We start from the raw sequence: 13,036 nt of genomic DNA, 5'->3' as shown, positions 1-13,036 counted from the left end.
CGGAGGACGCGGACTATCTTCGATTGACTTAGTGATGACCTAAACGGTCAAAATGCCTTGCGAGCTGCCCAAGGGTGCACCCTAGACACTTCGGACCGTCCCAATCAAACTGGCCTATCGCGAAAATGTGCGAGGACGAACAGCCGGATCGCTGACGACATGTTCGGGTAATCGCGGGCTGCTTCGATTTCCGCAACGAGATCCTTGACGGTGACCCCTCGCTCGTGGGCAATCTCCCTCAATCCATCCCAGAACGCCTGTTCTAACGTCGCGCTTGTTCTTACCCCACGCACGACAACTCCACGCTTCACGACCGGCGACTTTCCCAGCGACTGCACCATCTGCTCCTTACGTGACTTTTGCGCGGCAGTGAGCGGGGCGGCCCTCTATGTCTCGTCGGCCCGCAGGAAAAAACCGCGCCATCCAAGGGATGACGCGGCGAAGTTGATGTGATTCGCCCAGCAGGGGCTGCTGCACCTTAGCTAAATCAATTGATATTCACTCGTCTAGAGGCGCGCGCCAAGAGATGACCGGCTATTAGCGCGCGCCATCCCGCCTTGTTTATGCCGCGTTGCGAATCTACCTTGGGGCGAATGGCTGCTGCAAAGGTTCGTTATGCGTGTATCTTCTTTATACCGTATCCTGGGTATGGCATTTTGCTTCATGCCGGGGCTGACCAACTACACCACTGCTGAGACCGCTCCCGCTGCTAAGTCAGCATACGCTTCACTGAGTGTCGTGATGGCCGCCCATCCACAGCCGCCGTTTACCTACTGGGCGCCAGCACACTCGACAGTTCGCAACCATTCGCGGCAACCCGGTATCTGGGTCGCAGAATCAAAAGATGGCTCGCGGAAGTATTATTTCGGCGACCAGTGCCGTGCCTCGGAATTTCAAAGCTTCATTGGCCAGAGCATCGGCGCGCTTCCAGAGAGGCCAGCAAATGCGACATGGCGACTCGCCTGTTCTACTTGCGCTAGACTCTCTGACATGGTTTGGATGCGGATGAACGTAACTTATGATCAGAAAACCAGAACGATCAATGATATCTCGTGCGGTTGAGAGTGGTGTCCTATCCGAACATCTAAGCGCTCGTTCAGCGAATTCCTCGTATCTGCTTGTAGTGATTTAGCGTAAAAATGCGCAGAGCCGACGAGAGGTTAGTCCTATCGCGGCCCTCAGCTACAGCACTGATGAGATCTGATGCTGACTGCTCGCGTTCGGCAGCGATCTCCTTGATCGCGTCCCAGAATTCATCCTCTAGACTGACGCTCGTCTTGTGGCCGCCTATCACAACTGACCGCTTCCGAATTCCAGCCGCCGAACCGTTGAGGCCTCCCACTTACTTTTCTCCCGCCTATTCTGCGGACGGATGTAGGTCAGCGACCCTGAACGCGCCATGAACGATTTCTTCAAGCGTTAGCACCTCGAGTTTAATGCTGATTGGCCCAGGTGCACCTACCGCTGTCTAACCTCCAGCTCGTCGCCGGATGCATGGCGACATGACCAGTTTTCACCCAGGGGTGCCGGTCGGTTATAATGGCGTGAGACCGCGGGGCCGTTGTCGCAGGTGCAATGGCCGTTCGACAAAACGAATATCTCGGGACCGCCGACGAGATCGCCGCTCGCGATCTCCTGAAAGCTGCTCGGAAGCTTGTTAAAGACAGCATAGCGCCCGCAGCTAAGTTCGGCCGTTAGAGCGAGCGGCCAAACAGGCCAGTTATTGCTACACTGAGAATCATCGACTTGAGAGCGCGGCGGCAAAAGACCGTCCGGGCGAACTCGAGCCCGCGCCCTATCGCGCGGCTCAGCGGGCAACGAATTAAAACGTTCTCGGGAGCGCTCCCCGCAACGAACGTTGGCCAGCCTTGCATTGTAATGCCTCCTGTTCTCATCTGTCGTTTCTCGCGGAGGACGCGTTCACCGTGGACGGGCTCGTCCGGCTTACGTTCGACAAAATTGCTCCTTGATGGATCGATAGCTGCCCGGCTCTCTTATGAGGCGACGTCCGAAACAGTCGCAAATCGGAGGCTCGCCGGTCGCCAAAAAAGAACAAAATCAGCATCCTTTTCGACGCCCGGTACCGGCTGACGCTGTCGTGCGTCGGGCTTAATTCCGCGGCGGCGTAGGAATTCGGAGTACGTGTATGGCAAAAAACTTCTGCCCAAGGGCGCGCTCGAGCATGCAGTGCTGGTTGAGCTCCGCTCGTGCTACGGGTGCGAGGACGTCAGCGGCGTCGAGATTGAGCTTATATTCGATGATCGTTTTTCAGAGAATTGGCGCATAGCGAATCTTCAGAGGCCCACCAAAGACGTCAGCCGTGCCGGTCCATCTGAACTGCTCGCCACCACTCGCGCGGTCGCTTCGGTGCAAAGAAGGCTGCGCGAGCTCTATGGCGTCGATACCTCGTTCAGGACCAGCAGCACTGGCACCTTCGAGGCGGCCACCGGTGAAATCAATAGCCGACCGCGCGAAGAAATGCGGCATTGAGGCTTCCGGCGGAGTGACGCTGGACGGCGTCGCGTGACACGCCTTCTATGGTGATGCGATGTCACCGATTGCCCCCACTGGCAGCCTGATAGCTGCAGAAGCAGGTTTGACGCCCTTGTTCTCTCGCGAAAGGCTTTGTTAAGCGTGTTTCGTTGCGCGAGCGACACACGCGGCTTGTTTGTTCCGCGGCAACACTTCCAGTTGTTGTCCGATTGATTTAGCTCATTTACCGTCGCAACAGTTCTTCGCGGATTGCACGCTTCGAGATTCGCATCCTCGAACCGTGCCGACCCAAGCGAAACTGGAATGAGCGTCATGCGCGAATGCGTGAGCGATGTAACAATCCGACGACAATCAGATGACATCCGCCGGGAGACTCTGGATCGCGCGCGGCAACCTGAACCTGACCACGGAGCGCTCTGGTTCCACTTGTTGCTCGTGAGCGTGTCGGCTACGGCGCTGACGGCCCTGTCCGGGGGGGCGGCGGCCGCCCAAACCTGGACCGGCGCGACGAGCAACGATTGGACCATCGGCTCGAACTGGAACAGCGGTGTCGCGCCGACAAGCTTAACTTTTGCCACCATCAATCCGTCATCGCCAAATCCAACGGTCCTTGGCGTCAATGGCGCGGCAAGCGGCGCAACTGCTAACATCACCGTCGGCCAAAACCCAACTGGAACATGGGCCGATCTAACCATTCAGAATGGCAGTACACTTACTAGCACTGGGGCACTTCTTTCTATCGCCTCGCAAGCAGGAAGCGCCGGAACGGCCACCGTGACCGGGGCCGGATCGCAGTGGACTCTATCCGGTGGCGCCTTCAACGTAGGCCTCAGCGGGACAGGCATACTCAATATCGAGAATGGCGCACGGGTTACCGCCCAAAACGGCCTGCGGCTGGGGGCGCAACTCGTGGGCTCAGGCACGCTCAATGTCAGCGGCGGCGGTACGCTGGAGACCAGCTTCCTGCGAAGAGGGACTGGCGCGGCGCAGGTCAATTTCGACAATAGCGTTTTGAAAGCGACTGCCACCAACGCAACCTTCATCAGTGGATTTTCCGGCCCGAACCTTAACATCCTCGCGGGCGGGCTGACGATCGACACCGGTACTTTCACGGCCGGCACCGATGCGGCATCGGCCTTCACCGGTGTCGGCGGATTGACCAAGACAGGCACCGGTACTTTGAATCTCGCTGCCAGCAGCACGTATGCCGGCCAGACGGTGATCCAGGCCGGTACCCTGGCGCTGACCGGCGCGGGCGCCATCAGCAATTCGAGCCGCGTCGTGGCCAATTCGACGCTCGATGTTTCGGGTATCACGGCGGCTGGCACTGATATCCAGAGCCTGGCGGGAAGCGGCGCCGTCGCGCTGGGCGCAAAGAACCTGACCATCACCAATGCGAACGACCTGTTCTCCGGCGTCATTTCCGGCACCGGCGGACTAACGCTTAGCAGCCGCATGCAGATCCTTTCGGGCGTCAACACCTATACTGGTGGCACTACGGTGAGCGGCGGCACGCTCAGCGTCAACGGCAGCGTCTGCGGCGCCATGACCGTGCTGGCCGGCGGCACGCTGCAAGGCACCGGCACGGTCTGCGACACGTCGAACGCAGGCATCGTGGCGCCCGGTAACTCTATCGGAACGCTCACTGTCGCGGGCAACTACACCGGCAATGGCGGAACGTTGCAGATTGAGACGGCGCTCGGCGGCGATTCCTCGCCGACCGATCGGCTTGTCGTCACCGGCAATACCGCAGGCAGCACCAATGTGCGGGTGATCAATCTCGGCGGCAGCGGCGCGCAAACCGTCGAAGGCATCAAGGTCATCGATGTCGGCGGCGCGTCGAACGGCGCGTTCTCACTGCTCGGCAATTACGTCGTTCAGGGCCAGCAGGCCGTGGTCGGCGGCGCCTATGCCTATACGCTGCAGAAGAACGGCGTCAGCACGCCGACCGACGGCGACTGGTATCTGCGTTCCAGCCTGATCAATCCGCAGTCTGCATCGGGTCCAGCAGCGACTGCGGGCCCGCTGTATCAGCCCGGCGTTCCGCTTTACGAGAATTATGCACAGGTGCTGCTCGGCATGAACGAGCTGCCGACTATGCAGCAGCGCGTCGGCAATCGCTATTGGGGCGGCAGCGATGCCATGGCGCGCGCCGGTGTCGCTCCGGCGCCAGGTGAGGCGTCACCGACGCCCACGGCGTTCTGGGGCCGCATCGAAGGCGGCCAATCCGATTTACAGCCCTCCACCACGACAGGCTCCACCTATAAGGCCGATCAGTTGAAAGTGCAGGCCGGCCTCGACGGTCTCCTGATGGAGAACGAGCGCGGAAGGCTGATCGTCGGTCTCACCGGGCAATACGGCCTGACCACCGCCAATGTCGCATCGGCCTTCGGCAATGGCCGGATCCGCGTCGAAGGTTCGGGTGTCGGCGGCACGCTGACTTGGTTCGGCGACAACGGCTTCTATGTCGACGGCCAGGCGCAATCGATGTTCTACCGCAGCGATCTGTCCTCGGTGCTGGCCGGCAGCCTGACCCACGGCAACGAAGGGGTGGGCTATGCCTTCAGCGCTGAAACCGGCAAGCGGTTCTTTGTCGGCAACGGCTGGTCGCTGACGCCGCAGGCGCAGCTGTCCTATTCGAAGGCCGAGTTCGATCGCTTCGCCGATCGGTTCGGCGCCCCGGTGTCGCTGCGCGACGGCGACAGCCTGCTCGGCCGCGCCGGACTTGCGCTCAACCACCAGAAGACCTGGAACGATGGTGCGGGCATCGTGCGCTCGGATATCTACGGCATCGGCAACCTGCGCTACGAGTTCCTCGACGGCACCCGTGTCGATGTGGCCGGCACCGGCTTCGCCAGCGCGCAAGACCGGCTGTGGGGCAGCATCGGCGGCGGCGGCACCTATAGCTGGGCCAATGGCCGCTACGCTGTCTTCGGCGAGGTCTCCTATAGCGCGAGCCTCGAGGACGCGGCGGCGAACCGCAGCTACAAGGGCACTGGCGGATTCCGCATCGTCTGGTGAAGCATGGCGCCGGCGCGAAGATCTGAGCTGCTGCCGGTTTGAAAGCCGAAGCTTGTCGAAGACGAAAATTCAATCGTCCGATTTCCAACCCTCAGGTTCCAATCGGCGGCGCCCCAAACACCCGTGAGACGTCGGCCTGGGCAAGTCTCGGCAAAGGAACTCCCTCTAGCTGGTTGGGCGCGAAGCGTGGATCACCGGAACAGCGTCTTGCTTGGGCAACTAGATAGAGACGACTGAGAGTTCGTTAAAAGATCAGCAGTCGATTGTTTCTGACGAGATTCGCCGCCGGCCGTTCATTGCAGGTTCATTTCAAATTGCCAAAAATCGCAATATTGAATCTTATGAACGGAAGCCAGAAAACATGAAAAAGCTAATCCTCGCCGCCGTTAGCGTTGCGCTGCTTGGCATCGCCTCCGTAAGCGCCCCGGCAATCGCGATGCCGGCGCACGGGCTTAAGGTCGGAGCCATCAGTGATGTCGAGGCAGTGCAGTATCGCCATCGTATGCGGCCCCACGTTTGTCGCACCGAGCGGATCGTTCGGCGCGGGCCTTACGGTCGGCGCGTCGTGACTACCCGGCGCGTTTGTCGCTAAATAATGAACGCCGGCGGCCCTTCGGGGCCGCCTTTTTTATGATTTCGTCTTATCGCGTGGATGCTTCTGCCGGATTTACAGCGGAAGCCCTTCCAGCGCGGACAAGACGAGCTCGAAGCTGATAATCTGGTGCCGGTGAAGTCCTGTCTCGTGGAGAACCTCTGCTACCGGGACATTTTCAGACAGTCTTATGTCTGTTTCCGCCGGGAGGCGACTGCCCACACCGGACCTTCGCGGTCGAGTGCTATGTAGACCAGCTCCACCCGCAAGATCTGAGCGCTAATGTTCGAGAATGGGGCGCACGAAACCGCTCCGAACGCGTATCATTTCTTCGACGCTGCGAAGATCTAGGCCAGCATCGGCATCGTTCTTTAGTCGTCATTCTTATTGCTTTCAAGATTATCTAAGGCACGTTCATCTAAGCTTTCGTTTCGTGTTCTATAGATGCAAGGAACGCTGACGCAACAAGCTACTCATTTCCTTCGGAAGCCTGCGCGATGAAATGATCCAGCACAAACAATCGCAACGCCGATGTAAGATTGGCCTGCGAGCGATGTTGATCGATCTCACGCATGAGCGCGGTCGTTGTCACCCCTCGCTCGGCAGCTATTTCCTGAAACGCCAGCAAGAATGCCGGCTCTAGGCTGACGCTGGTGGTCGATCCGTCTGGTCTCTGGAAACTCTGTTTTTTGGGCGGCATGGAATCTTAGCGGCCGAACGCGACATTTGTTCCATGTATCAGAGAAACTGGAGGCTTGCGCTGTTCCGTACAAGCGGCCCTTGTCACGGCACCAACCGGAGAGCCTTTTTAGCCGTCGTCCGTCTCCCCGATGGAGAACAAAACCCTAACTTGAAATCGAGGGCATTTCAGGCGAGCAGGTCAACGCATCTCTTCTAAAGCTATGGATGAAAATCTAATCAGATCGTCCAGGGTGTCCGACTGAGATTCTAGCTGACTTGAGCGCTCCAAGTCTGTTAGGCGCCTGCACTGCTGTCCCGACAGAATAAACGCGACGGTTCATCCCGCCGCGTTTTTGTTTTCAGGTGATGCGCCGCTCGCTCACGCCAGCGGGCGGCGGATGCTGACATTGATGCTGCCGTCATCGTCATATGCCACCAGCTTGCCGATGAAATTCGAGAACGACGTGGCGACTTCGATGAAGCAACCCTGTCTGTCGATCATGTAAGCGAGGACGTCGTCGGCATTCTCCAGGTTCACGCCTGCATCAGCCAGTTCGCTGATGTCCGGGATGACCTCGTGATCGACGAAGTAGATCTTGCCCTTCGCCTTACCCTTGTAGATTGCGACGATCGGATCGCCGCCGTGACTTTCCGCCACCGGATAGCAGAAGGCACGGAAGGACTTGTCCCAGAGATCGGCGTCGGCGAGGAACACACGCAGGTCGTTGTATTCGAAGCCGGTGTCGAGACCGCGCAGGTAGCGCACCGAATCGAATGTCTCGACGCCATCGGCCAGCGGGCTGGCTGTATCGAGATCGAAATAGAAGCCGTTATACGCTTTCAGAAACGCCGTATAATCGGACGAGAATTCGATGCCCTGCTCCGCGGCAAAAGCCGCTATGGCTTTGTCCATCACCGGCTTGAATGTCATCGCATCGGGATAGTCTTCGAACCTGAACTCGTTCGCCATCATGTACTCCGCTTATGCGTAAGGGTTTCCCGCCTAAGCGGTGCCTCCCTTGGTGCTGCGGAGGTAAGGCAAGGTTCACGGTCGCGGTCGACGCGTAATCTTGCCGCGCCAATTACGCATTCAGCATTCGCTCGATTAGGTGGCCGCTAACGGCATTTCTATGCGGAATCGGGCGTTGTTGCTTCCATCTTGCGTGCGCACCCGCTGCTGCTTTCGCGACGCGCCGTCGAACCTTTCGGCCGACGCCGCCGACCAAGAAGCAACGCCGCCCCGGCGCTCTCCGCAATCCGAGCACGACACATGCGCCCGAACGCACGATTAGGCTTGTCCTCGCGCCCACCGTTTTGCCTCACGCTGATGGCAATGGCGCTGGCCGCCAGTGCCGCCGCAACGCCGACTTATGCCACCACCGGGGCACTAGCCGGCCCTGGCGGCGATTATGCCATTTGCCTGAAAGGCCCCGGCACCAAGGCGATGGCGGCCTGCGATCGCGCCATCGGGCTCGACTATTACCGCGGCGGCGATCTGGCGGCGCTACATCGCAGCCGCTCGCTCTTGCATGAGAGCTTTAGCGAAACGGATGAAGCTCTCGCTGATGCCGACGCCGCCATCCGGCTCGAGCCGGACGACGCATCTGGCTACGTCATGCGTGGCCACCTCTGGAAGGTCATGAAAGTGTATGACCGGGCCATCGCGGATTTCAGCGCCGCCATTCAGCTGCGGCCCGACGATGCAAACTTCTACAAGGGCCGCGGCAGCATCTGGTTCGACACCGCCCAGCCCGACCAGGCCATCGCGGATTTCGATGCCGCGATCCGCCTCGCGCCGGACGACGCCTCCGCCCATGAGAGCCGCGCCCGGGCCTGGAAAGACAAGCACGATCTCGACCGGGCCATCGCGGATTACACCGAAGCGATCCGCCTCGATCCCACCAATGCCGTGACAGTCTATTGGCGCGGCCGCACCTGGGACGACAAGGGCGACGGGGACCGCGCCCTCGCCGATTTCGAGACAGCGATACGGATCAGCCCGGACTATCCCAGCGCCTATAACAGCCGCGGCGTCATCCACTACATGCGGAACGATCTCGACCGCGCCATCGCCGATTTCGGCATGGCCATCAAGCTCAACCCAGAGTCCGAGCTCTATCTGTTCAACCGCGGGGCGGCCCTGATTGACAAGCACGCGCCGCTGCGCGCCATCGCCGATTTCGATGCCGTGCTGACGCATACGCCCGACAACGCCAAGGCGCTGTATTACCGCGGCGTGCAGAAACGCGTGACGGGCGATGCCGAGGGCGGACTCAATGATATCGCTGAGGCGACCCGGATTGATCCCGACTGGGTCGCGGCGCAAAGCACACTAATCGGCAAGGCGGCGCGTGCCGCGTCAAACTCCCGTACATAGGCGCTGAATCATGGCAGGACGTTCCTCCCTTGACAGTCGTCGGGTGGCATCTCTGCTCCTGCACAGACAGGGACATCCTTTGTTGCAACGCGATCTTTCGAACCAAAAGGGAGTGGCCGGCGACCCACCATTTTTGGCGTGAGTGCGAACCTTGTTGAAGATCGACATACGATATGCTTGGCGATGCTGGGTCGTGCGACCCATGATTTTCGGGCTGCCATTGCCTATCGTTGCGGCATGGTGCGATCTGCAGCCATCTTGGAAGCTGATGGCTTGGACGTTTTTCTGCATAGTTTGGTATGGAGCGACCGACCGCATCGGTGCGAGACCAAACGATGATCGACAGCAACCCAAGCCAATCGCGACGCTCTTAACGAGGGCTCAGATTGCAGAATTGACCAAAAGCAGCCGTCCCGATTGAGGGCTGAGATGCTTCAATTTGCGTGTAAACGCCGCGATGAAAGTCCGCGGCGCCGTCTTCCCTCTCTGTCAGCCCCCGGATGACATCTCTTTGCACAGAGCGGACATCTCAACTTTGCTGCAACACACCAATTTCGCCGTTCGGGTGTTATGGAAACATCTCGAATGTCAGCGTCTCACCACGCGTACCGCACCACGCCCTTGCCGGCGTAGCTGCGTGTGACGTCGGAGAACTCGCCTTCAAAGATGCCGGCGACGGCCCAACCGTTCGTCCACTTCATCTCCGCGGATGTGGTCGTCAACGCGGCATCGCGCGCCTGCGCCGCGCCGTTCACGACGAAGCTCGCACCGGGCAGCGTCTGGAACGTCGCCGAAGCCGAACGGTCGCTATTGAAATCGTGCGCCCATGCGACGCGGCCGCGCAGCGTCAAGATCGCGTCAGTCACGGCAAACGACTTGTCGGTGCGGAAGCCGAGTTCGCTGCGGGTGCTGGTCACCGTCTTGCCCGCATAGGCCAGCGCGAAGGTGTTGGCACCGCCGCCGGCGGTCTCTGCATAGAAAGGCAAGTCGAGGGCTGTGACCTGCGCCGCTGCGTAAGGTGTGAGGCCGACGCCACCCAGCCACGACATCAGGTAACGATTGCCGCCTTCGATGCGGCCGGAATAGCTGTTGGCATTGAACTGCGCGCGCAGGCGATCACCGCCGACAACCCGAACGGTGGTGATATCCTGCCAGCCATAGGCCGCCGCTGCTGTGATGTAAGCTGATCCAACCGTATGGCGCACGAATGCACCCGCCTGGAACAGGTCGCTGCGGCCCGAGCCGCCGTTGGCCACCGAGAAGTTGGTGCCGCCGCCAGCCAGCGAGAAGCCCGCCAGCGTCGTCGGCGAGAACCAGTAGTCGGCGCCGACCGCGACGCCGCCGATGCTCGACCGGGTATCGTTCGAGCCGACCGCCGTATTGCCGTCGGTGTTACGCGAGCCGCCGAAGGCCGCCGCCCACACGTTCCAGCGCCCCTCGAACACCGGTGCCATTGGCGGAGCTTTGCGATAGATGGCGGCCAGCGCATCGCTCGGAGAGCGCTTCGCGGCATAGGCCAGCGTCTCATCGGCATAGCCCACCGCGCCAGCCTGCGACGTGCCGCGGCTTGCGGTGAACGGATCGGTCATCACGCTCATGAATTGGGTCATGGCGTCGAAACTGGTCTGCTGGGCGCCGGTGGCTGTCTCGCCGGATGCCTGCGACAGGCCGCTTGCGGACATGTTGGCGAAAACAGCGGGAATGCCGCCGGTGCTGTTGAAGAAATTGGTCAGCGCGTCGCCGACGTTCCGCTGGTTGGTGTTCAGGCGGCCTGGAATGCTGAAATCCAGAATCAGACCGAGATACACATTGTTGGCATCGTAGCTCAGCGTTGAACTGTAGTTTGACGGCGCATTGTAGGTGGACACCGAGGGCGAGAAGGTGCCGCTGATGCCGCCGGTCGCGGTAAGGATCTTGTACGTCTTTTGCACATAGGCGCCGTCGGCGTACACGACGAACGCGGTTGCGCCGCCAAGTGTGGCCGTGCCGGTGACATTGGCAAACGTCGACGTACCTGGAGTGACGGCAACTGTATAGAATGCACTGGACTGGAACGCGAGATTGCCAGCAATCTTCGTTGATGAGCCCGGTACGGTGAGATCACCGGCAGACATCACGAAGGAAATCGTGCTGTTGCCGCCCGTTACAGTGCCGGCGCCGCTCAGGTTGGAGAACGTCTGGTTGAAGCCGTTCAAATCCAGGGTCGCGCCGGCTGACACGTCGACTACTCCAAAAGGTCCAAATGCGCCGGCAGATCCGGCCCGCAACGTGCCGGCGCTGACATAGGTCGTACCCCAGTAAATGTTCGTCCCCGCCAGCTCCAGGGTGCCGGCGCCGGTCTTGGTAAAGCCGAAGCCGTTCCCGAGAGGCCCGACCACGTTTGAGATCACGCCTTGCAGGACGGTCGTCGTTCCCGCTGCGATGTCGAAGTTGGGATTGCCGCTGGTCACAAATGTGAGGTTGTTGGCTAGCGTGGTATTGGCCGTGACGGCCAACGTTCCGCCATCGAACATCTTGATCTGTTTATTGCCGCTGCCCAAGTTGACGCCGTTCGCAATGGACAACGTACCCGCTTGGATAGCGACGTCACCGGCAAACGTGTTGGTTCCGGACAGCACCAGAGTGCCGGCGCCGGTTTTCGAAATGAACCCGCTCCCGGTAATCATTGCAGCGAGCGTTGCGTTGGTCGATTGGGCAAGGGTGAGCGAGCTGCCCCCGAGGTCGATATTTCCAACGAGGCCATCGGTCGGATTGCCGAGAGTCAAGGTGTTGGCGCCACCTGCGAAGCTGATCGCATTGGCCCGTGTTATGCCGTCACCATTCAGTCCGCCCTGGATCGTCCCGCTGTTGAAGATCGTGATATCAGTACCGGAAATACCGCCCCCCCCTGCGCCGTTGGCGCCATTGCCGGCGCCGCCCACGCCTCCGGCGCCGCCCGCGCCGCCGCTCAACAGCGAGCCTGTCTCCACATTCACCGTTCCGCCGGCGGCGAAAAACGCGCCGGATCCACCGTTACCGCCCGAACCGCCGAACCCGGTTGCGCTCGATCCGCCCGCACCGCCGGCACCGGCAATCCGCTGAGCACTTAACGCGACATTGTAGGTGGCATTTCCGGACAACGCTAAACCGGCACCGCCCGTTCCGCCTCCGCCTCCGCCTCCGGTGCCGTTTCCAGCACCACCGTTACCTCCGGCGCTTCCCGTGAAGCCTCCGCCACCGGTGGAAACAGATGTGCTGCCGTAGTATATATTGAAGCCGCCGCCGCCGCCCGCACCGCCGTCGCCGGGGGCTGCACCCGCAGCGCCATCTCCGGCAGAAGCGTTCGCCTGGGTCGCCCCCGTTCCTCCCGCGGCACCGCCACTTCCAGCACCGCCAGCGCCGCCCGCTGTACCCGGTCCCTGTGCGTTCCCTCCAGATCCGCCACCGCCGCCGCCGCCGCCCCCACCTGCATTGGGAGAGCCGAAAATCCCGGGATCTCCCGTTCCACCCGACAAATCATCGGCGCCGCCGCTGCCTGCCCCTAATGCGCCCGTTGCTCCTTCTCCGCCCGTACCACCACCCGCGCGCGCGGGAGCGCCGCCGACGCCGGTGGCGATCGTCACGATGCACAATGACAGCCACAGCGCGGTGGTTTTGAGAAAAGCGCTGCGAAGATGCGAATCCTTGAAGGTGGGCTGCACCGTTTGCTTTGTCGTCGAACCGAACTCGAACTTCATCACTTAACTCCAAAGCGCCAGGCGCATTTGCTTTCGACACGTGCGCATAAGGGCAGTTCGGTACGGCTATGACGTTAGTGGACCGTCATTCCAGCGTTATTATTTCTCGCGCGGGGTGAATTCGTGCAAGTTGCACAACCAAAACTGCTACAGCTT

8 protein-coding genes are annotated in these 13,036 nt (G+C 60.6%); 3 read left to right on the top strand and 5 right to left on the bottom strand.

Annotated features, from left to right (window positions below; genetic code table 11):
* Nucleotides 1-104: 104 nt before the first annotated feature.
* A complete protein-coding gene (locus AC1DUY_RS22150) occupies nucleotides 105-341 on the bottom strand; it encodes a ribbon-helix-helix domain-containing protein (RefSeq protein WP_478117100.1) in 237 nt (78 codons plus the stop codon).
* A 755-nt stretch (nucleotides 342-1,096) separates the two neighbouring features.
* Nucleotides 1,097-1,342, bottom strand: a complete 246-nt coding sequence (locus AC1DUY_RS22145; RefSeq protein ID WP_478117098.1) for a ribbon-helix-helix domain-containing protein — start codon at nucleotides 1,340-1,342, stop codon at nucleotides 1,097-1,099.
* 800 nt (nucleotides 1,343-2,142) lie between these two features.
* Between AC1DUY_RS22145 and AC1DUY_RS22140 the strand changes: the two genes are divergently transcribed.
* Together AC1DUY_RS22140 and AC1DUY_RS22135 are read left to right on the top strand one after the other, a co-directional pair.
* Entirely contained in the window at nucleotides 2,143-2,490 is a 348-nt protein-coding gene (locus tag AC1DUY_RS22140) for a hypothetical protein (RefSeq protein WP_478117096.1), read from the top strand.
* Nucleotides 2,491-3,018: 528 nt separating this feature from the next.
* Complete coding sequence (locus tag AC1DUY_RS22135; protein WP_478117265.1) at nucleotides 3,019-5,514, top strand: autotransporter family protein; 2,496 nt, start codon at nucleotides 3,019-3,021, stop codon at nucleotides 5,512-5,514.
* Nucleotides 5,515-6,575: 1,061 nt separating this feature from the next.
* On the opposite strand, the gene AC1DUY_RS22130 is transcribed toward AC1DUY_RS22135, so the two are convergent.
* A complete protein-coding gene (locus AC1DUY_RS22130; protein ID WP_478117094.1) occupies nucleotides 6,576-6,806 on the bottom strand; it encodes a ribbon-helix-helix domain-containing protein in 231 nt (76 codons plus the stop codon).
* 360 nt (nucleotides 6,807-7,166) lie between these two features.
* Nucleotides 7,167-7,757 carry an SMI1/KNR4 family protein gene (locus AC1DUY_RS22125; RefSeq protein WP_478117093.1) on the bottom strand — a complete coding sequence of 197 codons (591 nt, stop codon included), beginning with the start codon at nucleotides 7,755-7,757 and terminating at the stop codon, nucleotides 7,167-7,169.
* A gap of 324 nt (nucleotides 7,758-8,081) precedes the next feature.
* Here AC1DUY_RS22125 and AC1DUY_RS22120 point away from each other — a divergent pair, with 324 nt between their 5' ends.
* On the top strand, nucleotides 8,082-9,164 hold the full coding sequence (locus AC1DUY_RS22120) for a tetratricopeptide repeat protein (protein WP_478117091.1): 1,083 nt from the start codon (nucleotides 8,082-8,084) through the stop codon (nucleotides 9,162-9,164).
* A gap of 596 nt (nucleotides 9,165-9,760) precedes the next feature.
* Here AC1DUY_RS22120 and AC1DUY_RS22115 read toward each other — a convergent pair.
* Nucleotides 9,761-12,880: an autotransporter outer membrane beta-barrel domain-containing protein gene (locus tag AC1DUY_RS22115; RefSeq protein ID WP_478117089.1), complete on the bottom strand. Its 3,120-nt coding sequence runs from the start codon at nucleotides 12,878-12,880 to the stop codon at nucleotides 9,761-9,763.
* Between the last annotated feature and the right edge of the window lie 156 nt (nucleotides 12,881-13,036).

The sequence above is a fragment of the Tardiphaga sp. P4_G1 genome (genome assembly GCF_056401215.1).
The sequence above is the reverse complement of the archived record's forward strand: the minus strand, read 5'-3'. Positions and strand labels throughout refer to the sequence as shown.

Excerpts from the sequence above, each read along its gene's own strand:
- AC1DUY_RS22150 (WP_478117100.1), bottom strand. The coding sequence starts at position 341 with ATGGTGCAGTCGCTGGGAAAGTCGCCGGTCGTGAAGCGTGGAGTTGTC.
- AC1DUY_RS22130 (WP_478117094.1), bottom strand. The coding sequence starts at position 6,806 with ATGCCGCCCAAAAAACAGAGTTTCCAGAGACCAGACGGATCGACCACC.
- AC1DUY_RS22125 (WP_478117093.1), bottom strand. The coding sequence starts at position 7,757 with ATGGCGAACGAGTTCAGGTTCGAAGACTATCCCGATGCGATGACATTC.
- AC1DUY_RS22115 (WP_478117089.1), bottom strand. The coding sequence starts at position 12,880 with ATGAAGTTCGAGTTCGGTTCGACGACAAAGCAAACGGTGCAGCCCACC.